Annotated in this window: 19 protein-coding genes and 1 tRNA gene; 8 read left to right on the forward strand and 12 right to left on the reverse strand. The window is 71.8% G+C overall.

Translation table 11 applies throughout. The annotated features are described in order from the left end of the window. Nucleotide 1: 1 nt before the first annotated feature. Nucleotides 2-994: a quinone oxidoreductase family protein gene (locus KAK03_RS14370; RefSeq protein ID WP_210854643.1), complete on the reverse strand. Its 993-nt coding sequence runs from the start codon at nucleotides 992-994 to the stop codon at nucleotides 2-4. A 98-nt stretch (nucleotides 995-1,092) separates the two neighbouring features. Between KAK03_RS14370 and KAK03_RS14375 the strand changes: the two genes are divergently transcribed. Then, complete coding sequence (locus tag KAK03_RS14375) at nucleotides 1,093-2,007, forward strand: DMT family transporter (protein ID WP_210854644.1); 915 nt, start codon at nucleotides 1,093-1,095, stop codon at nucleotides 2,005-2,007. Here the strand turns inward: KAK03_RS14375 and KAK03_RS14380 are convergent. The 3 genes from KAK03_RS14380 to KAK03_RS25025 are packed head-to-tail and all read right to left on the reverse strand — an operon-like array spanning nucleotide 1,996 to nucleotide 4,572. Continuing rightward, a complete protein-coding gene (locus tag KAK03_RS14380) occupies nucleotides 1,996-4,095 on the reverse strand; it encodes a sodium:solute symporter family protein (RefSeq protein ID WP_210854645.1) in 2,100 nt (699 codons plus the stop codon). The genes KAK03_RS14375 and KAK03_RS14380 overlap by 12 nt on opposite strands. Next, on the reverse strand, nucleotides 4,082-4,333 hold the full coding sequence (locus tag KAK03_RS25020) for a sodium/substrate symporter small subunit (protein ID WP_310738608.1): 252 nt from the start codon (nucleotides 4,331-4,333) through the stop codon (nucleotides 4,082-4,084). The genes KAK03_RS14380 and KAK03_RS25020 overlap by 14 nt, the downstream gene beginning before the upstream one ends. Beyond that, the gene (locus KAK03_RS25025) at nucleotides 4,330-4,572 is read right to left on the reverse strand and encodes a hypothetical protein (protein WP_247661173.1); all 243 of its coding nucleotides are present in this window, start codon (nucleotides 4,570-4,572) and stop codon (nucleotides 4,330-4,332) included. The genes KAK03_RS25020 and KAK03_RS25025 overlap by 4 nt, the downstream gene beginning before the upstream one ends. Nucleotides 4,573-4,740: 168 nt before the next feature. Between KAK03_RS25025 and prfB the strand changes: the two genes are divergently transcribed. From prfB to KAK03_RS14415, 6 genes are all read left to right on the forward strand, one after another. Further along, nucleotides 4,741-5,845, forward strand: a protein-coding gene (gene prfB, locus KAK03_RS14390) for a peptide chain release factor 2 (protein WP_210854646.1) whose coding sequence is annotated in 2 segments (ribosomal slippage) — nucleotides 4,741-4,821 and nucleotides 4,823-5,845 — 1,104 coding nt in all. Because the reading frame shifts where the segments join, the coding sequence is not laid out codon by codon here. After that, complete coding sequence (locus tag KAK03_RS14395; RefSeq protein ID WP_310738609.1) at nucleotides 5,842-6,537, forward strand: HAD family hydrolase; 696 nt, start codon at nucleotides 5,842-5,844, stop codon at nucleotides 6,535-6,537. The genes prfB and KAK03_RS14395 overlap by 4 nt, the downstream gene beginning before the upstream one ends. Before the next feature lie 5 nt (nucleotides 6,538-6,542). Then, on the forward strand, nucleotides 6,543-9,218 hold the full coding sequence (pepN, locus tag KAK03_RS14400; RefSeq protein WP_210854647.1) for an aminopeptidase N: 2,676 nt from the start codon (nucleotides 6,543-6,545) through the stop codon (nucleotides 9,216-9,218). Nucleotides 9,219-9,243: 25 nt separating this feature from the next. Next, nucleotides 9,244-10,257, forward strand: a complete 1,014-nt coding sequence (locus KAK03_RS14405) for a class 1 fructose-bisphosphatase (protein ID WP_210854648.1) — start codon at nucleotides 9,244-9,246, stop codon at nucleotides 10,255-10,257. Nucleotides 10,258-10,316: 59 nt separating this feature from the next. Then, nucleotides 10,317-11,069, forward strand: a complete 753-nt coding sequence (locus KAK03_RS14410; RefSeq protein WP_210854649.1) for a hypothetical protein — start codon at nucleotides 10,317-10,319, stop codon at nucleotides 11,067-11,069. Between the two features lie 11 nt (nucleotides 11,070-11,080). Beyond that, a tRNA-Thr gene (locus KAK03_RS14415) sits at nucleotides 11,081-11,156 on the forward strand. A 154-nt stretch (nucleotides 11,157-11,310) separates the two neighbouring features. On the opposite strand, the gene KAK03_RS14420 is transcribed toward KAK03_RS14415, so the two are convergent. From KAK03_RS14420 to KAK03_RS14440, 5 genes are read right to left on the reverse strand one after another with little or no spacing between them, the layout of a single operon-like run. Further along, on the reverse strand, nucleotides 11,311-12,690 hold the full coding sequence (locus tag KAK03_RS14420; protein ID WP_210854650.1) for a sensor histidine kinase: 1,380 nt from the start codon (nucleotides 12,688-12,690) through the stop codon (nucleotides 11,311-11,313). Nucleotides 12,691-12,701: 11 nt separating this feature from the next. Then, entirely contained in the window at nucleotides 12,702-16,109 is a 3,408-nt protein-coding gene (locus KAK03_RS14425; protein ID WP_210854651.1) for a response regulator, read from the reverse strand. 6 nt (nucleotides 16,110-16,115) lie between these two features. Next, on the reverse strand, nucleotides 16,116-17,222 hold the full coding sequence (locus KAK03_RS14430) for an HD-GYP domain-containing protein (protein WP_310738610.1): 1,107 nt from the start codon (nucleotides 17,220-17,222) through the stop codon (nucleotides 16,116-16,118). 51 nt (nucleotides 17,223-17,273) lie between these two features. After that, on the reverse strand, nucleotides 17,274-18,749 hold the full coding sequence (locus KAK03_RS14435; protein ID WP_210854652.1) for a nickel-dependent hydrogenase large subunit: 1,476 nt from the start codon (nucleotides 18,747-18,749) through the stop codon (nucleotides 17,274-17,276). After that, nucleotides 18,746-19,747, reverse strand: coding sequence for an NADH-quinone oxidoreductase subunit B family protein (locus KAK03_RS14440; protein WP_210854653.1), 1,002 nt, complete (start codon nucleotides 19,745-19,747; stop codon nucleotides 18,746-18,748). Before KAK03_RS14440 ends, KAK03_RS14435 begins: the two co-directional genes overlap by 4 nt. 68 nt (nucleotides 19,748-19,815) lie before the next feature. Here KAK03_RS14440 and KAK03_RS14445 point away from each other — a divergent pair, with 68 nt between their 5' ends. After that, on the forward strand, nucleotides 19,816-21,204 hold the full coding sequence (locus KAK03_RS14445) for a GGDEF domain-containing protein (RefSeq protein ID WP_210854654.1): 1,389 nt from the start codon (nucleotides 19,816-19,818) through the stop codon (nucleotides 21,202-21,204). On the opposite strand, the gene KAK03_RS14450 is transcribed toward KAK03_RS14445, so the two are convergent. From KAK03_RS14450 to KAK03_RS14460, 3 genes are read right to left on the reverse strand one after another with little or no spacing between them, the layout of a single operon-like run. After that, the gene (locus KAK03_RS14450; protein WP_210854655.1) at nucleotides 21,205-22,686 is read right to left on the reverse strand and encodes a sigma-54-dependent transcriptional regulator; all 1,482 of its coding nucleotides are present in this window, start codon (nucleotides 22,684-22,686) and stop codon (nucleotides 21,205-21,207) included. Continuing rightward, nucleotides 22,683-24,383, reverse strand: coding sequence for an enoyl-CoA hydratase-related protein (locus KAK03_RS14455; protein ID WP_210854656.1), 1,701 nt, complete (start codon nucleotides 24,381-24,383; stop codon nucleotides 22,683-22,685). The genes KAK03_RS14450 and KAK03_RS14455 overlap by 4 nt, the downstream gene beginning before the upstream one ends. Beyond that, entirely contained in the window at nucleotides 24,383-24,877 is a 495-nt protein-coding gene (locus tag KAK03_RS14460; protein ID WP_210854657.1) for a hypothetical protein, read from the reverse strand. Before KAK03_RS14460 ends, KAK03_RS14455 begins: the two co-directional genes overlap by 1 nt.

The following is a 24,877-nucleotide window of genomic DNA, read 5'->3' on the forward strand; positions in this document are numbered from 1 at the left end:
CCTACAGCGTGAGGACGCTGCAGCCGGTGGTGCTGCGCGCTTCCAGGTCGCGGTGCGCCTGCGCCACCTGCTCCAGCGGATAGCGCTGGTCGATGCGGATGCTCACCTGGCCCGACATCACCATGCCGAACAGGTCGTCGGCCATCGCCTGGGTGCGCTCACGCGTGGCGATGTGGGTGAACAGCGTGGGCCGGCTGACGTAGAGCGAGCCCTTGCCCCCCAGGATGCCCACATCCAGCGGCGGCACCTTGCCCGAGGCATTGCCGAAGTTGGCCAGCAGGCCGAAGGGCGCCAGGCAGTCCAGCGACTTCATGAAGGTGTCGGCGCCGACCGAGTCGTAAACGGCCTTGACGCCCTTGCCGCCGGTGATCTCCTTGACCCGGGCGACGAAGTCCTCGCGGCGGTAGTTGATGACATGGGCGGCGCCATGCTCGGCGGCCAGCGCGCACTTCTCGTCGCTGCCGGCGGTGCCGATCAGCACCAGACCCATCGCCCGCGCCCACTGGCAGGCGATCAGGCCGACGCCGCCGGCCGCGGCATGGAACAGGATGGTGTCGCCAGGCTGCAGCCCCCCCTGCGGCTGGGTGCCGCGCAGCAGGTACTGCACCGTCAGGCCCTTGAGCATCATCGCCGCGCCGGTCTCGAAGTCAATCGCCTCGGGCAGCCGCACCACGCTGCGCGCCGGCATCACGCGGCGCTCGCAGTAGGCGCCGGGCGGCTGGCTGGCGTAGGCGGCCCGGTCGCCCACAGCCAGGTGGCTGACGCCCTCGCCCACCGCCTCGATCACGCCGGCGCCTTCCATGCCCAGGGCCAGCGGCAGCGCGTTGGGGTACAGGCCGGTGCGCTGGTAGATGTCGATGAAGTTCAGGCCCACCGCGTGGTGGCGGATGCGGATCTCGCCCGGGCCGGGTTCGCCCACCTCGCGCTCGACGAGCCGGAGTTGTTCGGGTCCGCCGAAGGCGTCGATCTGGATCGCGCGGCTGCGCAGGCTCATGGGCTGTCTCCTGGGGGTCGTGGTCGGCATTCAGAACTCGGCTATCGTGCCACCCTTTGGGCCTGACCGCTGGCGTCGGGCCTTTGCCCTGTCTGCCGATGACCACACGCCTGAGCCCCAAGATCGCCCTGCTGCTGACCCTGCCCCCGCTGCTCTGGGCAGGCAACGCGGTGGTCGGCCGGCTGGCCGTGGGCACGGTGCCGCCGCTGGCCCTGAACTTCGTGCGCTGGCTGATCGCCTTCGCACTGCTGTGGCCGCTGGGCCGCGCGGCCCTGGCCCAGCGCGCGGCGCTGCGCCCGCGCTGGCGCCACCTGGCGCTGCTGGGCATCCTGGGCATGGGCAGCTACAACGCGCTGCAGTACATGGCGCTGCACACCTCGACGCCGCTCAACGTCACGCTGATCGCCGCCAGCATGCCCGTGTGGATGCTGGCCATCGGGCGGCTGCTGTATGGCGTGCGCCCGCGCCCGCAGGACCTGCTGGGCGCCGCCTGCTCGATGGCCGGCGTGCTGCTGGTGCTGGCCCAGGGGCGGCCGGCGCGGCTGCTGAGCCTGCAGTTCGTGCCGGGCGATCTGCTGATGCTGCTGGCCATCGTCAGCTGGGCGCTGTACAGCTGGATGCTGGCGCGGCCACCGGCGTCGATGCAGGGCGAGCAGCGGCCGGCCTGGAACTGGGCCGAATTCCTGCTGGTGCAGATCGGCTTTGGCCTGCCCTTCTGCGGCCTGAGCGCCGGCGCCGAGCTGCTGCTGGCTGACAACGCCCAGTGGCACTGGACACCCTGGCTGGTGCCGCTGCTGCTGTATGTGGCGGTCGGTCCGGCGCTGATCGCCTACCGCTGCTGGGGCCTGGGCGTGGCCACGGTGGGACCGGCGGTGGCGGGCTTCTTCGGCAACCTGACGCCACTGTTCGCGGCGCTGATGTCGGCCGCGCTGCTGGGCCTGTGGCCGCAGTGGTACCACGGCGTGGCCTTCGTGGCCATCGTCGCCGGCATCGTCATCTCCTCACGACGCTGAGCCGCGACGCAGCCGCAGCACCAACTGCCGCGCCGCCTCGGACGGCCTGGGCGTCAGCAGGCTGATCACCACCGTCACCACGAAGCCCAGCGGCACGCCGAACACACCGGCCGAGATCGGCTGGATGCCCCACCACAGCCGCACCGGCGCGGTCATGCCGAACAGGCCCCTCAACCAGGGGTCGGTGGTGGCCATGTACCAGAAGCACAGGCCCAGGCCGGCCAGCATGCCGCTGGCCGCGCCCCATTTGTTGGCGCGCTGCCAGAAGATGCCCAGCACCAGCGCCGGGAAGAAGGCCGAGGCTGCCAGCGAGAACGCCGCCGACACCAGGAACAGGATGTTGGCCGGCTTCTGCGCCGCCACGAAGGCCGCCGCCAGCGCCACCGCCAGCAGGATGACCTTGGCCAGCATCACCCGCCGTGCGGTGCTCGCCCGGTGGTCCACCATGTGGTAGTAGCCGTCGTGCGACAGCGCGTTGGCGATGGTCAGCAGCAGGCCGTCGGCGGTGGACAGCGCCGCCGCCAGGCCGCCTGCGGCCACCATGCCCGAGATCACATAGGGCAGGCCGGCGATCTCCGGCATGGCCAGCACGATGATCTCGCTGCCGATGGTCAGCTCGCCCAGCTGCAGGATGCCGTCGCGGTTGACATCCTCCACCGACAGCAGCGACGGGTCGACCTTGCTCCAGTGGGCGATCCAGGCCGGCAGCAGGTCGATCGGCGTGCCCACCAGCTGGCTGAAGACCTCGAACTTGACCAGCACCGCCAGCGCGGGCGCCGTCAGGTAGAGCAGCACGATGAACAGCAGCGACCAGCTCACCGACTCGCGCGCCTCGCGCACCGTGGGCGTGGTGTAGTAGCGCGTCAGGATGTGCGGCAACGCGGCGGTGCCCACCATCAGGCAGAACACCAGGGCCAGGAAGTTGCGGCGCGAGAGGTCGAACTCGCGGCGTTCGTCCACCGTGCCCTCGGGGTTGCCGGCAAAGGGCAGCGCGTGGTCGGGCATGCCGGCCAGCGGGCGCGCCTTCATCTCCAGCCGCAGGCGCTCGCGCTGCCAGGCCTCGGCCGCGGCAGCCTCGTTCTTCGGCAGCAGGGTCAGCGCGCGCTCGGCGGCCTGGATCTCGCGCTGCGGTGCATTGGCCTGCTTCAGGTCGCTGATGCGCCGCTGGGCCTCGGCGCGGTCGGCGGCCAGCGCCTGAGGCACGTGCTGCAGCTTGCGGCCCAGCTCGTCCGCCCGGGCGCGGTAGACGGCGATGACCTCGCGCTCGCGCGGGTCGGCCTTCAGCGCGCGCTCGGCCTCGCCCAGCTTCTGCAGCTGGTAGCCGTACACCGCCTGCGGCACCGGCACGCCGGTCTGCTCCCAGGCCAGCCAGGCCACCGGCACCAGGTAGGCGATCACCAGCACGATGTACTGCGCCACCTGGGTCCAGGTGACCGCACGCATGCCGCCCAGGAACGAGCACACCAGGATGCCGCCCAGGCCCAGGAAGACACCGATCTCGAACGAGGCGATGCTGGTCAGCCGGGTGGTGATCAGGCCCACGCCGTAGATCTGCGCCACCACGTAGATGAACGAGGCCAGGATGGCCGCCGCTAGGCCGATCACCCGTGTCAGGTGGCCCTCGTAGCGCTCGCCCAGGAAGTCGGGGATGGTGTAGCGGCCGAAGCGCCGCAGGTAGGGCGCGAGCAGGAAGGCCACCAGGCAGTAGCCGCCGGTCCAGCCCAGGATGAAGGCCAGGCCCTCGTAGCCGCTCATGTACAGCGTGCCCGCGAGGCCGATGAACGAGGCGGCGCTCATCCAGTCGGCCGCGGTGGCCATGCCGTTGTAGACCGCCGGCACCCGCCGGCCGGCCACGTAGTATTCGTCGGCATCGGTGGTACGGCTCAGCACGCCCACCACCGCATAGATCACCAGCGGCGCCGACAGGAACACGAAACCGATCGCCGCCCGCGGCAGGCCCATGCGCTCCAGCGCCATCATCACGCCGATGAAGACCAGGAAGCACACCGTGTAGGCGGCGTAGAACAGGTGCAGGCGCCGGCGCAGGCCGCTGTCACCCTCGCCGCTGGGCGCGTCAATCGGCTTCATCAACCGCCACCCGTTCGTCCAGCCGCCGCGCCGCCACCTGGTAGACCACGACCAGCGCCACGAACACCAGCAGCGCGCCCTGGGCGGACCACCAGAAGCCGAAGGTCCAGCCGAAGAAGCCGAAGGACAGCGTGCGCGCGAAATAGACCACGCCGAAGGCCGCCACCAGCCACAGCGCCAGCAGCACGGCGGTGAGCCAGCGCACCGAGCGCCAGTAGCGTCGCTGGGCGTCGCTCACCGGCAGCCCCCCTGGCCCAGACACAGGCTGATCTTGGCCGCCGTGGCCAGCAGCCACAGGCCCAGCAGCGCCGGCACCATCGCCCGGCCGGCCAACTGCTCGGCTGGACGCACCAGCCAGTCCAGCAGGCGCACAAAGGGGTTGGCCGCGGCATCCACACCCGGCAGCCGGCGCAGCACGGCGCGGCCCAGCGCGGCCATCAGCGCCACCTCGCACACCAGTTTCAGGCTCGTCGCCACCCAGAGCACGTCCTGGGGTCTCCTCGTCGTGGCCGCCCTCGGCATGGGAGGTCGGCCTGTTGGGTCGGTGCCCGATTGTGGCAGCCCCGGCCGGGGGCTGCGCCCGGGGGCGGCGCATGCGAAAATCCGCGGCTTTACCGAACACCGCCCATCACCCGAGGCCGCCCCATGGACATCGAACGCATCAACGCCATTGGCACCACCCTGTCCGACCTCAGCGCCCGCACCGAAGCGCTACGGGGGTATCTTTGACTACGACCGCAAATCGCTGCGGCTGACCGAAGTCAACGCCACCCTCGAGAACCCCGACATCTGGAACGACCCCAAGCGGGCGCAGGAGCTGGGCAAGGAGAAGAAGACCCTGGACGAGGTGGTGGGCACGATCGACCACCTCAGCAGCAACCTGTCGGACAACCTCGAGCTCTTCGAGATGAGCAAGGCCGACGAGGATGTCGACGGCCTGGAGGCCATCGAGGCCGAGGCCGCCAGCCTGCGCGAGATCGTCGAGCGCCTCGAGTTCCGCCGCATGTTCAGCAACCCGGCCGACCCGAGCAACTGCTTCATCGACATCCAGGCCGGCGCCGGCGGCACCGAGGCCTGCGACTGGGCCGGCATGCTGCTGCGTCAGTACCTGAAGTACTGCGAGCGCAAGGGCTTCAAGGCCACGCTGGAGGACGAAACCCCGGGTGACGTGGCCGGCATCAAGAGCGCCACGATCAAGGTGGAGGGCGACTACGCCTTCGGCCACCTGCGCACCGAGACCGGCGTGCACCGTCTGGTGCGCAAGAGCCCCTTCGACTCGGCCGGCGGCCGCCACACCTCGTTCGCCTCGCTCTTCGTCTACCCCGAGATCGACGACTCGATCGAGATCGAGATCAACCCCTCGGACGTGCGCACCGACACCTTCCGCGCCAGCGGCGCCGGCGGCCAGCACATCAACAAGACCGACTCGGCGGTGCGCCTGACGCACATCCCCACCGGCATCGTCGTGCAGTGCCAGGACGGCCGCAGCCAGCACAGCAACCGCGACGTCGCCTGGCGCCGGCTGCGCTCGCGCCTGTACGACCACGAGATGAAGAAGCGCATGGAGGCGCAGCAGAAGCTCGAGGACACCAAGACCGATGTCGGCTGGGGCCACCAGATCCGCTCCTACGTGCTGGACCAGAGCCGCATCAAGGACCTGCGCACCAACGTCGAGATCTCCAACACCCAGAAGGTGCTGGACGGGGATCTGGACACCTTCATCGCCGCCAGCCTGAAGCAGGGCCTGTGAAGCCAAGCCCGCGCCGGGGTTTCGACGCCCTGCTGTTCGACCTGGACGGCACGCTGATCGACAGCATGCCGCTGCACGCCCGCGCCTGGGTGCAGTGGGGCGCCACGGTCGGCCGGCCCTTGTCGGACGACCCGGCGCACTTCGCCAGCACCGCCGGCCGCAGCGGCCCCGAGATCCTGGCCGACATGTTCCCCACCGCCTCGCCGGCCGAGATCGAGCGCATGGCCGACGAGCGCGAGCAGGTCTACCGGGCGATGGCCCGGCAGGAGCTGCAGCTGGTGGCCGGCGCGCAGGCCCTGCTGCAGCGCGCCCATGCCGCCGGCAAGCGTCTGGCGGTGTGCACCGCCGCGCCGCCGGACAACATCGCCCTGGCTTTCGAGCGCTTCGGCCTGGCCGACTGGGTGACGGTGGTCAGCAGCCCGGCCGACGGCCTGCGCGGCAAGCCCCACCCCGACATCTTCCTGGCCGCCGCCGAGCGCCTGGCGGTGCCGCCCGAGACCTGTCTGGTCTTCGAGGACGCCCCGCTGGGCCTGGAGGCCGCCCACCGCGCCGGCATGGCCGCGGTCGCCCTGACCACCACGCTGGACGCCGACGCGTTCAGCGCCTTCCCGAACCGGATCGCCACGGTGAGCGACTTCACCGCCCTGGATCCGGCCCTGCTGTTCAATGGACCCCAAGGATGCCCACCATGATGTTGATGCGTGAAGGCTCTGCCCCCCTGATCCGTCGCGAGGACTACACCGCGCCGGCCTACACCATCCGCCAGGCCGAGCTGTGCTTCGACCTGGACGCCGCCAAGACCATCGTCGCCAGCAAGCTCAGCGTGCAGCGCGACACCGCCCAGGACAAGCAGCCCCTGCGCCTGCACGGCGAAGACCTGAACCTGCTGCGCGTGCTGGTCGACGGCCAGAGCGTGTCCTTCCGCCACGAGGACGGCCAGCTGGTGATCGACGCCCCCGAGGCCGACGCCTTCACGCTGGAGATCCGCAACACCATCGCGCCCGAGAAGAACACCCAGCTCAGCGGCCTGTACGCCAGCGGCTCGGGCCTGTTCACCCAGTGCGAGGCCGAAGGCTTTCGCCGCATCACCTACTTCCTGGACCGCCCCGACGTGATGGCCACCTTCACGGTGACGCTGCGCGCCGACAAGGCGAAGTACCCGGTGCTGCTGTCCAACGGCAACCTGGTCGAGCAGGGCGATCTGGATGGCGGCCGCCACTTCGCCGTCTGGAACGACCCCTTCCCCAAGCCCTGCTACCTGTTCGCGCTGGTGGCGGCCGACCTGGTGCGCCGCGAGCAGCGCGTGACCAGCCGCGGCGGCAGGGAGCACCTGCTGCAGATCTACGTCAAGCGCGGCGACCTGGAAAAGACCGAGCACGCGATGAACTCGCTGATCGCCTCGATCATCTGGGACGAGCACCGCTTCGGCCTGCCGCTGGACCTGGAGCGCTTCATGATCGTCGCCGTCGACGACTTCAACATGGGCGCGATGGAGAACAAGGGGTTGAACATCTTCAACACCAAGTTCGTGCTGGCCAGCCCGGCCACCGCCACCGATGAGGACTTCGACGGCATCGAGAGCGTGGTCGGCCACGAGTACTTCCACAACTGGACCGGCAACCGCATCACCTGCCGCGACTGGTTCCAGCTGTCGCTCAAGGAAGGCCTGACCGTCTTCCGCGACCAGGAATTCAGCATGGACATGAGCGGCAGCGCCAGCGCGCGCGCGGTGCGCCGCATCGCCGATGTCTGCAGCCTGCGCGAGCGCCAGTTCACCGAGGACGCCGGCGCCATGGCCCACCCGGTGCGCCCCGACGCCTACCAGGCGATCGACAACTTCTACACCCCCACCATCTACGAGAAGGGGGCCGAGGTCGTGCGCATGATGCACACGCTGGTCGGCCGCGCCGGCTTTGCCGCCGGCATGAAGCTCTACTTCCAGCGCCATGACGGCCAGGCCGTGACCTGCGACGACTTTGCGCAGGCCATCGCCGACGCCAACCCCGGCAGCACGCTGGCCACCCAGCTCGAGGTGTTCAAGCGCTGGTACAGCCAGGCCGGCACGCCGCGCCTGCAGGCCCGCGGCAGCTGGGACGCCGCCAGCGCCACCTACACCCTGACGCTGCGCCAGCACACCCCGGCCACGCCGGGCCAGCACGACAAGCAGCCGCAGTTGCTGCCGGTGCGCATGGGCCTGGTCGGCCACGACGGTCAGGCCGTGGCGCTGCAACTGCAGGGCGAGGACAGCGCCAGCGGCACCGAGCGCGTGCTGGTGCTGACCGAGGCCGAGCAGGTATTCGTCTTCACCGGCGTGACGCAGGCGGTCGTGCCGTCGCTGCTGCGCGGCTTCTCGGCGCCGGTGCTGCTGGACGATGGCCTGAGTGATGCTGAGCTGCTGGTGCTGCTGGCCCACGACGCCGACGCCTTCAACCGCTGGGAAGCCGGCCAGCGCCTGGCGGTCCAGCGCCTGCGCGCAGCCGTGCAGGACGGCGGCGCGGTGCAGATCGACGACACCCACCTGGCGGCGCTGCGGGCCCTGCTGCTGGACCCGGACCTGGACCCGTCCTTCAAGGCCCGTGCGCTGCAGCTGCCGGTGCAGACCTACCTGGCCGAGCTGATCACGCCGGTCGACCCGCAGCGCATCCACGCCGCCTGCGAGTCGTGGCAGGACCAGCTGGCAGCGCGGCTGCAGGCCGACTGGGCCACCACCTTCGAGGCGATGCAGGTGCGCGAGGGCTACCGCCCCGATGCCGCGCAGAGCGGCCGGCGCGCGCTGGCCAACCTGGCGCTGGCGATGCTGGTGCGCCAGGCGGTGGCCGCAGGCGATCCGGTGTGGCCCGGCCGCGCCTTCCAGCGCTTCAAGGACGCGACCAACATGACCGACCGCCTGGGCGCCCTCGAAGCCCTGGTGAACGCCCACGCCGAACTGGCCCAGCCGGCACTGGAGCGCTTCCTGGCGCTGGCCGGCGACGACGCGCTGGTGGTCGACAAGTGGTTCCAGGTGCAGGCCCGCGCCGCCGAGAAGGACGGCCGTGTCTTCGCCCGCGTGCGCCAGCTGCTGCAGCACCCGCAGTTCACGCTGTCCAACCCCAACCGGGCACGGTCGGTGCTGAGCTCGCTGGTGATGTTCAATCCGGCCGCCTTCCACCGCAGCGATGCTGCCGGCTATGTGCTGTGGGCCGACATGGTGATCGCGCTGGACGCCGCCAACCCGCAGCTGGCCTCGCGCATCGCCCGTGCGCTGGACCGCTGGACCGCACTGGCCGAGCCCTACCGCAGTGCCGCCCGCGAGGCGATCGCCCGCGTGGCCGCGAGCACCCGGCTGAGCGGCGACGTGCGCGAGATCGTCACCCGCGCGCTGGACGCCGCCTGATTTCACGTCTCACGAGGATCCACCCATGAGTTCACGCATCTCCCTCACCCGCTACCTGGTCGAGCAGCAGCGCGAGCACGGCCACATCCCGGCCCAGCTGCGCCTGCTGATCGAGGTGGTCGCCCGCGCCTGCAAGAGCATCGCCATCTCGGTCAACAAGGGCGCCCTGGGCGAGGTGCTGGGCTCGGCGGCCTCCGAGAACGTGCAGGGCGAGATCCAGAAGAAGCTCGACATCATCTCCAACGAGGTGCTGATCGAGGCCAACGAATGGGGCGGCCACCTGGCGGCCATGGCCTCCGAGGAAATGGACAGCATCCACGTGGTACCCAACCGCTACCCGCAGGGCGAGTACCTGCTGCTGTTCGATCCGCTGGACGGCAGCAGCAACATCGACGTCAATGTGTCGATCGGCACCATCTTCTCGGTGCTGCGCAAGGTCAACAACCAGCGCGGCATCAGCGAGGAGGACTTCCTGCAGCCCGGCAAGCAGCAGGCCGCCGCGGGCTACTGCGTCTACGGCCCGCAGACCACGCTGGTGCTGACCGTGGGCGAAGGCGTGGCCATGTTCACGCTGGACCGCGAGACCGGCTCCTGGGTGCTGACCGAAGACCAGGTGCAGATCCCCGAGGACACCAAGGAGTTCGCGATCAACATGTCGAACATGCGCCACTGGGACGCCCCGGTCAAGCGCTACATCGACGAGTGCCTGAGCGGCAAGGAAGGCCCGCGCGGCAAGGACTTCAACATGCGCTGGGTGGCCAGCATGGTGGCCGATGTGCACCGCATCCTGACCCGCGGCGGCGTCTTCCTGTACCCCTGGGACAAGCGCGACCCGGACAAGCCCGGCAAGCTGCGCCTGATGTACGAGGCCAACCCGATGGCCTTCCTGGTCGAGCAGGCCGGCGGCCTGGCCACCAACGGGCGCCAGCGCATCATGGACGTGGTCCCGGGCAAACTGCACGAACGCGTGGCGGTGGTGCTGGGCTCGAAGAACGAGGTCCAGCGCGTGACCGACTACCATCTCGCCAGCCCGACCTGACAGCCCCACCCGGCCCGCCTGCCCGCGCCGGCTGACGGCCGCTGCAGCCCAGGTGCGATGTGAACACGGATTACATCTACTGGACCTTCACCGCAGCCGCGCAGTGCGTGTCGACCTTCGTCGCACTGCTGCTGACGGGCTATGCCCTGGTGCTGTCGCAGATCGAGGCCGCGCGCGAGAACGACGACTCGCTGCAGGAGATCCACGCCGCGCTGCGCAAGAGCTACCACGCGCGCCTGACCGGCCTCGCCTGGCTGACCGCGCTGGCGGTGGGCCTGAGCCTGCTGGTGGTGTGGATCAACCGCAGCAACGAACCCACCCCCGGCCCGCTGCTGTGGCTGGCCGGCGCGATGGACGGCGTGGCCATGGTGGCCGGCCTGGCCTTCGTGGTCGCCATCATCGACCCCGACAAATACCAGAAGGCGGCCGAACGCGCGCTGGAGGCCCGCGCCGGCGCCGCCGGCGCCGCCGATGAGCGCCCGGGCGTGCCCGCGGCCGAGTTCTTCCGCGCCTTCCGCCGTCTGGAGCGCCAGCTGCGCGAGCTGCTGCGCCGCCAGGACAGCGACAACGCCGACGAGACCGCCCTGCGCGGCGCCTCCTTGCGCCGCCTGGCCGATGCGCTGCTGCAGGCCGAGGCCATCGGCGACGAGCTCTACGCCGACCTGAGCGAGCTGGCCCGCTACCGCAACCTGCTGTTCCACGGCGACATCAAGCTCAGCGACGCCACGATGATCGAGCGGGTGCGCGCGCTGCAGGCCCGGGTGCGCTCGCTCGCCGCGCCCTCCGCCCCGCGCCGGTTGGATCCGCTATAATCCGCGTTTTCGCCGGTGTAGCTCAGTTGGTAGAGCAGCGCATTCGTAATGCGAAGGTCGGGAGTTCGACTCTCTTCACCGGCACCAACAAAAAGCCCGAGCGCTTCAAAGACTCAGGCATCGCACTCAGCGCCCCGCAGGTCGGGGCGTTTTTCTTGGGGTCGCGGGCCAGCTCAAAGGCAGCTGCGCGCTCATCGGTCCCCGAAGCGGATCAACGGGGTGTGCTGTCCGGCACAGCGGGTCAGGCCGCGCCGCTGGCCAGCGGCAAGCGCAGCGTGAACACCGCGCCGCCCTCGGGGTGGTTGTCGGCGCTGAGCGAGCCGCCGTGCTGCTCGACGATGCCGTAGCTGATCGACAGGCCCAGGCCCGTGCCCTTGCCCACCGGCTTGGTGGTGAAGAAGGGGTCGAAGATGCGGTGCAGGTGCTCGGGCGCGATGCCCGGGCCGTTGTCGTGCAGGCGCAGCACCGCCTGGCCGTCCTGGCGCGCCAGCGTGGCCCGCAGCAGCGGCACCACGCCGCTGCGGCTGCCGGCGGCGTCGTAGGCGTTCTGCACCAGGTTCATCACCACCTGCAGCAGCTGGCCCGGGCTGCCCATCACGCTGCAGGGCTCGCCGCCCTGCCATTCGACCTGGAAGACCGGCGCCGTGCCCTTGCGCACCCAGTGGATCGCGCGCTCGACCACGCCGCCCAGGTCGACCTCGACGCGTTCCTCGCGGTCGACCGCGGAAAAGCGCTTGAGGCCGTTGACGATGTCGGCGGTGCGGTGCGCGCCCTCGAGCATGCCCTCCATCAGCGAGGGCAGGTCGGCCAGCACATGGTCGATGCGCAGCTGCGCCCGCAGCTCGTCCTGCTGCGCCAGGCTGGCACCGCCATGGATCGCGCCCAGGTACTGGCGCAGGCGCTCGCTGTAGCGGCGCATCGCGTGCACATTGCCCAGCACGAAGCTGATCGGGTTGTTCAGCTCGTGTGCCACGCCGGCCACCAGGCGGCCCAGCGAGGCCATCTTCTCGGAGTGCAGCAGCTGCTGCTGGGTGCGCTTGAGCGCCTCGTGCGCCTCGCGCAGCTGGTGGTAGGCGCGCTTGAGCTCGCCCATGGGCCGACCGACGAAGACCAGGCCGACACGCCGGCCGTCGGCATCCAGGCGGGGTGTGCAGTTGAAGTCGACCGGCACGCGCTGCCCGGCCTCGCCCTGCAGCTCGACCTCGACGACGGTGCCGCCGCGCTGCAGCGCCGGCGTTTCCAGCACGTGGCGGATGCGCGCGGCGCTGGTGTCGTCGGCCATCAGCGCGGCCAGCGCACTGCCACGCAACTGCGCGTCGCTGCGGCCCACCAGCTCGCACAGCGCGGCGTTGGTTTCCTCGATCTGGCCGGCCTCGTTGCAGGCGGCCAGCACGTCGCTCATGGCCGACAGCAGGCTGAAGATGAACTGCTGGCTGCGTTCCAGCTCGGTGTTCTTCTGCTCCAGCGCGATCTCGTCGGCGACCAGCTGCGAGTAGACCTCGTCCATCTTCTGGATCACGTCCAGCCAGGTGGATTCGTCGACGCCTTCCAGCTCGGGCGGCGTCATCGGCAGCCGCGCCGCCAAGGCGGCGTGGGCGGGCGGGGGAAGGTCGTCGTGCATGCCGGCGCAGGTCATCCGAGGTGGCCATGCTGCTGCAGCAGGACCAGGACGCCATCGTAGTCGAAGCGACTGGCCAGCTCGCGCAGCGCATCGGCCAGCGGGCGGCCCAGCGCGGCCGCCAGGTCGGCATGGTGGGCGGTGGCCCAGGACGACGCGGCCAGATCACCCTGGCGCAGCATCGGCAGCCAGTCGGCCAGCAGTTGATCGGGTGGCTGCCCGGACGCAGGATCGGCCGGCGGGGGCGGATCGACCTCGCCGGCCAGGGCCGGCGCCAGCGCGTCGAGCAAGCGCTCCAGCAGCCCGACGGCCACCGATGACTGGCCCAGCGGGTCCTGCTCGGCACGGCGCAGCGCCTGGGCCAGCGCCATCGCCCCGACGGCCCCGGCGGCGCCGCGCAGGCTGTGCACGGTACGACGCCACACCGGGTCGTCCGGCGACAGGTCGCGCAGCGTCTGGGCGTCGCTGCCGTGGGTGCGCGCGAAGATCGTCAGCACCTCGCGGTAGCGCCGCGCGTCGCCGTTGACCAGGCGCAGGCCGCGCTCGACATCCAGGAGGTCGTCGCCGGCCAGCGCGGACAGCCCGGCCGGCAGCGCAGCCGGCACCGGCTCCGGCACCGCCATGGGCGACACCGACTCCTCGGGCAGCCAGGTCAGCACGGCCTCGTAGAGCTGGTCGGGATCGACCGGCTTGCCGATGAAACCGTTCATGCCAGCCAGCGCACTCTCGCGCTGGTCCTGGTCGAAGGCGTTGGCGCTCAGCGCCACGATGGGCAGCGAGCCGACACCGGGCAGGCGGCGGATCTCGCGGGTGGCGCTGTAGCCGTCCATCACCGGCATCTGCAGGTCCATCAGCACCAGGTCGACCGGATGGGCGCGCACCTGCTGCACCGCCTGGGCACCATCGGTGGCGGTGAACACCTGCAGGCCGACGCTGGCCAGCAGTTCACGCACCACCTCCAGGCTGACCGCGTTGTCGTCGACCAGCAGCACGCGCGCAGGCACCCGGCGCGCGCGCAGGCGCTCGGCCGGCGGCGCCACCAGGCGCGTCGGCACCGCCGCCACCGGCCGCCCCTGCTCGACCCAGGCGGTGAACCAGAAGCGGCTGCCAGCGCCCAGCCGGCTCTCGGCCCCGGCGTCGCCGCCCATCAGGCCTGCCAGGCGACGCGTGATGACCAGGCCCAGCCCGGTGCCGCCATGGCGGCGGGTGGTGGACGCATCGGCCTGCTCGAAGGGCGTGAACAGCCGCGACAGGCTGTCCTCGCTGAGGCCGATGCCGGTGTCCTCGACCTCGAAGCGCAGCAGGCGCCGCTCGCCGTCCTCGCGCACCACGCCCGCCCGCAGCGAGACGCTGCCGCGCTCGGTGAACTTCACCGCATTGGCGGCGTAGTTCAGCAGCGCCTGGCGCAGGCGCACCGCGTCGCCGCGCAACCACTGTCCCGGCGGCTGCAGCTCGACGCGCACCTGCAGCCCACGCTCGCCGGCCTGGGCAGCGATCTGGCCGCGCACGTCGTCGACCAGGGTGTCGAGCAGGAAGTCCGACGACGTCAGGTCCAGCCGGCCCGCCTCGATCTTGGACAGGTCCAGCACGTCGTTGAGGATCACCAGCAGGTGCTGCGCGGCCAGGTCGATGCGCCCCAGCCGCTCGGCCTGCTGCTCGGTGGGGTGGGCATCGCGCAGCAGGCGCACCAGACCGGTGATGGCATTGAGCGGTGTGCGGATCTCGTGGCTCATGTTGGCCAGGAAGGCGCTCTTGGCCCGGTTGGCGCTTTCCGCACGTTCGCGCGCCTCGGCCAGCTCGGCCGTGCGTTCGGCCACACGGACCTCCAGGCCGGCGCGGTAGTGCTCCAGCTCGTCGATCATGCGCTGGCGCTCGGTCACGTCGCGGGCAATGCCGAAGCTGCCGAAGACGCCGCCGCGCTCGTCGCGCAGCGGACCGCGGGTGAGCTGGAACAGCCGCGGGCCCTGCACCGTGTCCAGGCGCTGCTCGACGTGCTGCACCTCGCCGCCGGCCAGCACCTGCTGGCCGCTGCGCATCAGCTGCTGGGCCTGCATCGGCGGGAAGACCACGCGCTCGTCACGCCCCAGCACCTGGTCGGCGCTGCGGCCGGTCAGGCGCTCGGCGGCGCCATTGAACAGCACGAACCGTCCCTGGATGTCCTGGGCGATCACCAGGTCGTCGGTGCTGTCGGCCAGGGCCTTGAGCACCCGCAGCGACTCGATCTGGCGCTGCTGCCGCAGTCCGGCCTGGCGCGCCGCCTGCAGCTGACGCCGCTGCTGGCGCTGCCAGTGCAGCGCGCTGACCAGGGCCAGGCCGAACGCGCCCGCCATCACCGTCCAGGCCAGGTCGCTGGCCAGCGTGTCGAGGAACTCGGCGCGCGAGACCTGTGCCACCAGCTGCCAGTCGGTGCCGCCCACCGGCTGGCCCACACCCATCACCGAGCGGCCCAACCCGTCGGTGCCCTGCAGCAGCTCGCCCTGGCGTTGCGGCTCGGCCAGCAACTGCACCGACAGCGCCTGCGGCCGCTCGTTGGCCTGGATCGAGGCCGGTGCATCGCGGGTGTCGGCGCCGGCGCGGGCAATGTAGAGCACGCCATCGGGCGCCGCGCGGAACAGCACCGCCTGGCCACTGGAGGTGGGTGCCGGCCAGCCCGAGAGCAACTGCTGCAGATGGCGGGCCGGCCGAGCGCGCATCAGCAGCAGCGGTGCCGCCCGGTTGAGCGGCGTCGCCAGGTCCAGCAGCAGCTGGCCATTGCCGTCGGTGTCCATCGACAGCAGCGTGGGCTCGCCGGTGGCGATCACCGCGCGCACCAGCTCCGCCCGCGGCAGCGGCTGCAGCAGCACCGGCGGCCCCCAGCCGACCAGCAGGTGGCCGTCGGGGGCCAGCAGCATCGCCGCGTCGAAGCCCTGCCCGTCGGCCAGCGTGGCCAGCTGGGCACGCAGCGGATCCAGGGTGGCGGGGTCGGCTGCCGAGGCCGCCAGGCGCGGGTCCTGGGCCAGCAGGCGGCCGGCCAGGCCCAGGTCGCGCAGGCGCTCGGTCAGCCACTCGTGGACCTGGGCCGACTTGGCATCGGCAATCGCCTGCAGCCGTGCGGCCTCGGTGCGGCGGTGCTGGGCAAAGTTGGCGGTCACGCCCAGGGCCGTCAGCGCCAGCACGGCGATCCACCAGGCCCAGGGTGCGCGCGCGGCGCTGCCGGGCTCCTCAGCCGGGGCCAGCAGCGACTGGCGCTGCCACCACAGCACGCCCAGCGCCAGCACCAGGCCGGCGCCGATGCGGGCCAGCGTGGCCATGCCTGCCGTGGGCGACCAATGGGTCAGCAGCCGCTCGGACAGGCCCACCCACAGGCCGGCGGCCAGCAGCAGCGGCACCAGATGTCGCAGCGTGGACCGGCGCCGAACAACGGGCGGGGTGGCGCTGTCCACGGGGGGTCATCCCACCGGCAGGCCGTGGCTGCGCGCCACGGCGACGAAATCGTCGAAACCCGCGCAGAAGGCGTCGACCACGTCGGGGTCGAACTGCGTGCCGCGGCCGTCGACGATGGCCTGGCGGGCCCGCTCGACATCGAAGGGCCGCTTGTAGACGCGCGGCGACACCAGCGAATCGAACACATCGGCCACCGCCATCAGGCGCGCCGACAGCGGGATGGCCTCGCCGACCAGGCCGTCCGGGTAGCCCCGGCCGTCCCAGTGCTCGTGGTGCCAGCGGGCGATCTGCCGCGCGACCTGCAGAAAGGGCACGGGCTGGTCGATGTCGCGCTCGGCCTGCTCGATGGCCTCGGCGCCCAGGCGGGCATGGGTTTTCATCACCTCCCATTCATCGGGCGCCAGCGGCGCGCGCTTGAGCAGGATGTGGTCAGGAATGCCGACCTTGCCGATGTCGTGCAGCGGGGCCGAGCGCACCAGCTGCTCGATCATCGCCTCGTCCAGCACCGCGGCGTGGCGCGGATGGCTGGCCAGGCGGCGCGCCAGCAGGCCCATGTAGGACTGGGTGCGCAGGATGTGGTTGCCGGTCTCGGGGTCGCGCGTCTCGGCCAGGTGGGCCAGCGCGCGGATCGTGACGCGCTGGATGCGGTCGTTGTCCTCCATGCGCCGGCGCACCTCGGCCTCCAGCAGCGCGTTCTGGTTGGCCAGCACATCGCGCGCCCGCTTGGCCTGCAGCTGGTTGCGCACCCGCGCCAGCACCAGCGCCGGGCGGATCGGCTTGGTCAGGTAGTCCTCGGCCCCTTGCAGCAGGCCGTACTCCTCGTCGCCGGGATCGCCGCGGGCGGTCAGGAACAGCACGGGCAGCGCCGCGGTGCGCGGATCGGCGCGCAGTCGCCGCAGCACCTCGTAGCCATCCATGCCGGGCATGGTGACATCGAGCAGGATCAGGTCCGGTGCCGGCGGGCCCACCGCCAGGCGCAGCGCCACCGCGCCGCCATTGGCCACCTGGACCTGGTAGCCCTCGTGCTGCAACAGCTCACCCAGCACCGCGAGGTTCTCGGGTACGTCATCGACGATCAGGACGCGGGCGTTGGGCAGGCCGGGCGGGGACACGCAGGTCGCTCGTTCGGGAAGGGAAGCGCTGGTGCGGAGCCTACCTGAAGTTCAGTGCACCGTGCAGACCATGCAGGGATCGAAGGAACGCACGATGTGCTGCACGGCCACCGGCGCGGTCTCGCCGTCGGGCACCGGCAGGCCGACCAGCGCGGCTTCCAGCGCGCCGGGCAGCCCCTGGGCATCGTGCGGCGAGAAGTTCCAGCTGGTGGGCGCGACGATCTGGTACGAGGCCAGCCGCCCCTGCTCGACACGCAGCCAGTGGCCCAGCGTGCCGCGGGCGGCCTCGGTGTGGCCACTGCCCTGCCCTTCGTCGGGCAGCAGGTGCACCTGGTGGAAGGGTTCGCGCGGGCGCAGGCCGGTGAGCCAGTCCTCCATCCAGGGCAGGACCCGCGCCATCTCGAGCAGGCGCGCCAGGATCCGTGCCTGCACGCTGGCGCCGGCGCGGGCCACCAGGGCGCGCACCAGGGGCTGGCCGTCGGCCAGCTGACGGGCCATCGCACCGGTTTCCAGTACCCGCCCCGCCAGGCGCGGCGCCTTGTTCCAGCTGTAGGCGGCCGGCTTGTCGGCCTGGGGCTGGGTCAGGCCCTGCAAGGGGTGGCGTGGACCGCCCTCGTCGGCCAGCCAGGCGTGGCAGGCGTCTTCGCGGACCTGGTCCAGGTCCACCGCGCAGCGCTGGCCCGTCGCCGCGTCCCACAGGCCCGGCGCCAGCGCCATGCGGCCCTCGACCGGGTAGGCGCCGATGCTCATGCTCAGGCCCGGCCCCGGCCCCAGGCGGTCCAGGCCCAGGTCAGCCGCGATGGCCAGGAACAGGCGCAGGTCGCCCTGGCCCGGGGCGGCATCCACCCAGGCGGCCAGCGCGGCCTCGGTGTCGAGCGCGGTCACCGCCTCCAGCGTGTCGCCGAACAGCTGCTGTTCCAGGAACTGGCGGAACTCGCGCACCCAGCCCAGCAGGCGCAGCCGCTCACTGGCCTCCACCGGGCGCGAACTGCCGCCCGGCAGCACGCTCTGGGTGTGGGGCCATTTGCCGCCCAGCAGGCCCATCAGCCGGAACCAGCGCTGGCGCGCCAGCACCGCCGCACGCGCGTGTTCGCCACCGCCCGAGCCATCCAGCGCGGCAAAGCGGCGCTGCGCCTCGGCGAACCAGGCCCGGCCGGCGTAGTCGGCGCGGGTGAAGTCGGGCATGAAGAACAGGTAGAAGTGCGCCAGGTGGTCGGCCAGGTTCTCGCAGGCCAGCATCAGGTTGATCACCCGCTCGCCATTGGGCGGCGCCTGCACGCCCGCCAGGTCGGCCAGAGCGCGGGCGGCCGCCACCGACTGCGACACCGAGCAGATGCCGCAGATGCGCGGCACGATCACCAGCGCATCCATCGGGTCGCGCCCGGGCAGCATCTGCTCGAAGCCGCGGTACATGGTGGCGGTGACCCGCGCCTCGCGGACCACGCCGTCGGCGATGTCCAGGCGCACCTCGAGGTCGCCCTCGACGCGGTTGAACGGACCCAGCAGCAGCTGGCGCGGCGCGCTCATTTCAGCCGGGTGCGCCGCGCGACGGGCGGCACGATGATGTGGTCGGCGGTGGCGTTGTGCTTGACCCGCCTGGGGGTGGCACTCTTGGACAGCGAGGCCAGCGCGACGAACCAGGCCTTGGGCATGTCGGTGGGCAGACCGATCGGGATGCCGGCCAGCTTGGGCGTGGCATGGAAGGCATGGCCCGGGTCCTGGAAGCCGGGTTCGGTGCAGCTGATGCAGGCGTAACCGCCGCGGGTGCAGCTGCCTTCGCCGTTCCACAGCCGGATGTTGCAGTCGGCGTGGGCCTGGGTGCCCTTGCACCCCATGTTCTCCATCATGCAGCCCAGGTCGGAAGGCTTGGCGGCGCTGGCCTTGAACTCGTAGTACTCGTTGCGGGTGCAGCCATGGTGGACCAGCTGGTCGGCATAGAAGCGCGGGCGCTGCAAGCTGTCCAGGTCATCCGGCCCCAGCAGACCGGCGGCCAGTGCCGAGAGCGTGTCGGTGACCCAGCCCGGGTGGGTGGGACAGCCGGCCACGTTGACCACCGGCAGGCCGCCGCGGGCGCGGAAGGCGGCGCCCAGCAGGCCGCCGGGGCGGTCGTCCTCGAACTGCAGCCCGCAGGCCTCGGCCGGATTGGGGCCGGTGGCGCTGACGCCGCCGAAGGCCGCGCAGCTGCCCACCGCCACCACATGGCGCGCCACCCCCGCCAGGCGCTCGACCCACTGCGTCATCGGCAGGCCGGTGCCCGCCAGCAGGTGGAAGCGGCCAGTGCCCTGGGGGCCACGCAGCAGCGCACCCTCCAGGCACAGCACATCCAGCGCGACTCGGCCGTCCAGGCAGTCCTGCAGCACCGACAGCGCGTCCGCACCGCCCGCCAGCGACAGCGACGGGTGCCACAGCAGGTTCAGCCCGGCCTGCCGCCACCAGCCGGGAAAGTCGGCCACGTCGGCATTCAGCAGCGACATGCTGCAGCCACCGCAGCCGCCACTTTGCAGCCACAGGACGTTCAGACTCATCGTGTGCTCCTGGCCATGCTGGCCGTCATGCTACCTTTGGCCGCTCCGTCCCCGTGCCGCGTGTGCCCATGTCCGAGACCGCCATCACCGATCCGACGATCGAGCGCCAGTGGCGCCAGCTGATCGAGTCCACCTCGACCGAGGCGCGCGCGCTGTTGTCGGGCACCGCCAGCGCCGCTGCGCCCGCGCTGGCGCGCCACTTCTACGACGGCATGATGGACGACCCGCTGGCGCGGGGCTACCTGGACCATGCGGTGGTCGACCAGCGCCTGCGCCCGTCGATGGAGCGCTGGGTGCGCGAGCTGGCCTGCAGCTGGGATGCCGAGCGGGTGCGCGAGCAGATCGCGGTGCAGCGCCACGTGGGCCTGGTGCACGCACGCATCCGGCTGCGCGTGGACCTGGTGATGCGGGGAGCGCGTCTGCTGAAGCTGGCCCTGACGCGGCTGCTGCTCGACAGCGACGTCGCCACGCTGGCCGTGCGGGTCGAGGCGGCGCACACCGGCCAGGCCCTGCTGGACATGGCGATCGAGGTGATGTCGGCGCAGTACGTGGACGCGCACGACATGGCCACCCGCACCGACGAGGCCTACCGCAGTTTCGCCAGCAGCCTGAACATGTCGCTCGAGCGCGAGCGCCAGCGCAGCGCGCTGCTCGACTGGGAGAACCGCCTGCTGCAGGAGGTGATGACGGCACCGGCCGGGCTGGAGCTCCCGCCGCTGGGACAGTCCTCGTTCGGCCTGTGGGTGCGCCACAAGGCGCCAGCGATCTTCGCGCAGGCGAGCGAGCTGGCGGCGCTCCATGAATGCATCACCCACATCGACACCGCGCTGTTGCCGCTGTGCCAACGCGAGATCGCCGCGGGCGGCGAGGAACTGCGACGCCGGCTGCGCGCCGGGCTGGGCGAAGTCGGGCAGGCGCGCTACCTGGTCGACACCTTGTTCGATCGCCTGGTGGACCTGGAAGCCGGCCGCGACGCGCTGACCCAGTTGCTCAACCGCCGCTTCCTGCCGGCCGTGCTGGGCCGGGAGGTCGAGCTGAGCCGGCGGGGCGGGCCGTCGTTTGCGGTGCTGATGGTCGACGTCGACCATTTCAAGGGCATCAACGACAGCCACGGCCACGAATCCGGCGACCGGGTGCTGCAGCACCTGGCCAACGTGCTGGTAGCCTGCGTGCGCAGCGGCGACTCGGTGTTCCGCTATGGCGGCGAGGAATTCCTGCTGCTGGTGGTCGAGGTGAACGCCCCGCAGGCCCTGCAACTGGCTGAGAAGATCCGCCAGTCGGCGGCGGGTGAGTCGATCCTGCTGACGGGCGGCCAGCGCCTGACCACCACCGTCAGTATCGGGGTCGCGGTGCATGACGGACATCCGGACTACCAGCGCCTGATCGAGCAGGCCGACCGCGCGCTCTACCGGGCCAAGGCCGAGGGCCGCAACCGCTGCGTGCTGGCCAGCGACTGATCACGACCGGTCCTCCAGGCCCAGGCGCAGCAGCTTGGCCCGCAAGCCCACACGCGACAGGCCCAGCTCGGCGGCCACGCGGGTCTTGTTCCAGCGGTGCCGCTCCAGCGCCTCGCGCAGCACCATGGCCTCCACCGCGTCCAGGCGCTCCTGCAGCGTGCCGCTGGCAGGCAGGCCCGCTGGCGCGCCGGCTGCGCTGGCGGCCATCGCGCTGCGGCCCTGGCGAAGGTTCAGCGACAGGCAGTCAGGTCCCAGCGTGTCGCCATCGGCCAGGGCCACGGCGCGGGCAATCTCGTTGCGCAGTTCGCGGATGTTGCCGGGCCAGTCGTAGGACACCAGGCAGCGCAGACAGCCCTCGCCGAAGCGCATGCCCGGGCGGCCCAGCTCCTGCGCCACCTGGCCCAGCAGGTGCTGGGCGATCGGCTGGATGTCGCCGCGGCGTTCGCGCAGGCCCGGCATGTGCAGTGTGGCGCCGGCGATGCGGTAGTACAGGTCCTCGCGGAAGCGGCCGGCGCGCACCTCCTCGTCCAGCCGGCGGTGGCTGGCGGCCAGCACCCGCACGTCCACCGGCACCGCCCGGGTGGATCCCACCGGGCGCAGCTCGCCCTCCTGCAGCACGCGCAGCAGCTTGACCTGGAAGGCCGGCGAGGTCTCGCCGATCTCGTCCAGGAAGACCGTGCCGCCATGGGCGCGCTGGAACAGGCCGACGTGGTCCTCGAAGGCGCCGGTGAAGGCGCCGCGCTTGTGGCCGAACAGCTCGCTCTCCAGCAGGGTGTCGGGAATGGCGGCGCAGTTCTCCAGCACGAAGGGGCCGTCGGCGCGCGGGCTGGCGTAGTGGATGGCGCGCGCCAGCAACTCCTTGCCGGTGCCCGATTCACCGCCGATCAGCACCGGCAGGTCGTAGCGGGCCAGCTTGGCCGCGGTGGCGCAGACGCCGTCCATCGGGCTGCCCGGGGCGCGCACGATGCGCTCGAAATCGAAGGCCGCGCGGGCCTCGCCCAGGCGCTGCTGGCGCCGGGCGCGCAGCAGCGGCGCGCCGCTGCGCAGGTCCAGCTCCAGCCGGCTCAGGCCCTGCTGCAGCAGCCGGGCCTCGACCGCGGTGCGCACCGTCTGCAGCAGGTGGTCGGGCACCCAGGGCTTGAGGATGTACTGGTAGATCCCGGCCTCGTTGATGCCGGCGATGATGTCCTCGCTGTCGGTGTAGCCGCTGATGACGATGCGCACCGTGTCGGGCCAGCGCTCGCGCACCTCCTTCAGGAACTCGACGCCGGTCTGGCCCGGCATGCGCTGGTCGCACAGGATGACCGCCACCTCCTGGCGGGCCAGCAGATCGCGCGCGGCCTCGGCCGACTCGGCGGTGAGGATGCCGAAGTCCTCGTCCAGCGTGCGGCGCATCGCATCGAGCGAGCGCACCTCATCGTCGACCAGCAGCACGGTGGGCAGGTCGGCCGGGCCGGGGCGCAGCGGTTCGGGGGCGTTCATCGGTGCAGGGCCAGGTGGCGCGGCGTCCAGGCATGCGCCACGCGGTGCACGAAGTGGTGCCGGGCCACGTGGTAGCTGGGGTCGAAGCCGTAGAAGTTGCGGCGCATGCGTTGCAGTTCGTCGGCGCGGTAGGCGGCCAGCGGGCGCTGGGCCTCGTCGGCGGCGCGGCGCGCGGCCTTGGCCTGCAGTCTAGCGGTCAGACCGCTGTCGCAGGCCAGGGATTGCGCGGCTTCGGCGGCCAGGTGGTCGAAGGCCGTGGCGTGGGCGCCCAGCACCGCGTCGAGCAGGCCCAGGCGGCGGGCCTCGGCGGCGCCGATCGGCAGCCGGCCCTGGGTGATCTGGCGGGCGCGCTCGGGCCCCACCCGGCGCGGCAGCGTGTAGGTCCAGTACTCGCTGCCGTAGAGATTGCCCATGTTCTTGTAGTGCGGGTTCAACACCACGCCGTCATGAGCCCACACCTCGTCGGCCGCCAGCGCCAGGAAGCAGCCGCCAGCACCCGCATTGCCGCGCAGCGCGGCCACGGTGAGGCAGTCGGTGCGGGTCAGCACCTCCAGGCAGACGTCGTCCATCGCCTCGATGTTGCGCATCGAGGCATCGGCAGCGCTGTCGCCGGGCAGGCTGGCGGCATGCTCGATCTCGTGCAGATGGATGCCGTTGCTGAAGAAGTCCGGCCCGCCGGCCAGGACCAGCACCGCCAGCGGTCGCTGGCGCAGGTCCTGCAACGCCTGCTGCAGCCGGCGGCAGGCGCGCGTGCCCATGGCGCCGTTGTGGAAGGCAAAGCGCAGCCAGCCGACGCGGGCGCCGGGCGCGCCGGTCTCGGTGAAGTGCAGTTCGTCGTACTCGTCCCGCGGGCGCTGCAGGGGCACAGGGCGCTCGGGCACCGCCGCGGCCAGGTCCGGACAGGCCAGCGTGGCGGGCAGCTTCAGCCCCGCCTCGCCACGGCGCAGCGCGCCCACCCAGACCGCGCCGTCGCGGGTGCGCAGCAGCAGCGCCGGACCGCGGCGCGCCAGCACGGTGCCGGGCGCGGCGCGCTCGCCATCGGCCAGCGCCTCTGGCGTGGCGGGGTGCAGGTCGAACAGGCGCAGCGCCTCCCCCGCCACGCTGGCCAGGGCGCCGGGGGCGCTGTCGGCGGCGCGGGCGGTGCGCAGCACGGTGTCGGTGTCGTCGCGCGCCCAATCGATGAGTCGCTGCTCGCGCCGGAAGGCGTCCTGCCAGGTGCCCTCGCGCGGCACGGCCGGGGGCGGCTGCTGCCAGCGACCCAGCGCCGCCATCACCGCCGCGGTGGCCGCCGCGTTGACCTCATGGCGGTACAGGCTGGCCTTGGTGGCGGCGCGCATCGCGAAGGCGGCGTGGCCCTGCACCGGGCCGCTGTCGAAGTCGCCATCGGCCTGCAGCACCGTCACGCCCCAGCGCGGCAGGCCGCGCGCCACCGCCCAGTCCAGCGCGTTCGGACCACCATCGCCCGGCGGGCCCGGGTGAACCACCCAGCAGGGCACGGCGCGCCAGACCGATTCCGGGATGCGGCGCTTCAGGAAGGGCGCGATCAGCAGATCGGGCTGCGCCAGACGCACCGCCTCGTCGGTGACGCTGTCGGCGATGTCCAGTTCCACCGTCACCCAGTGCCCCGCCTCGCGCAGCGCCGTGTGCAGGCGCTGGCTGAGGCCGTTGAAGGCGTGGCACAGCAGCAGGATGCGCATCACCAGCGCAGCGGGTCGGTGGCCTCGGCCGCCCGCCGCCGGCCCAGGTGGATGGCCAGGCGCTCGGCCACCGCGGTGACGCCGTCGTTGAACTCCTGTGGACTGCGGGCGCGCAAGGCCTTGTCGGCGATGCGCGGCGCGTCGGGCCCGAAGTACGGCAGAAGCAGGGCGACCAGGGCCTGCGCGGCCTGGCGGTGGCGCTGCGGGTCCAGGCCTGCGGCCACAGGAGGCGGCTCGGCAGGGCGCGGCGGCGGTGGCGGGGTGCGCGCCGGGCGCTCGGCCGCGACCGGCTCGATCAGGCCGCGCTGGCGCAGCAGCGACAGCGTGTCCAGCACGCGCTCTCCCAGGCGATCGACCAGACGCTGCACCGGCTCCTGGCCATTGACCATCACCAGCAGCGCCCGCTCGCGCGGTCCCAGGCCGGCCTGGCGCTGCATCAGCTCGGCCTGGCCGGCCGCGGTCTTGCGGTAGATGAGCTCGGCGGATCGGGACAT

This window comes from Ideonella alba, from assembly GCF_018069845.1.
In the GTDB taxonomy this organism is placed as follows: Bacteria; Pseudomonadota; Gammaproteobacteria; order Burkholderiales; family Burkholderiaceae_C; genus Ideonella; species Ideonella alba.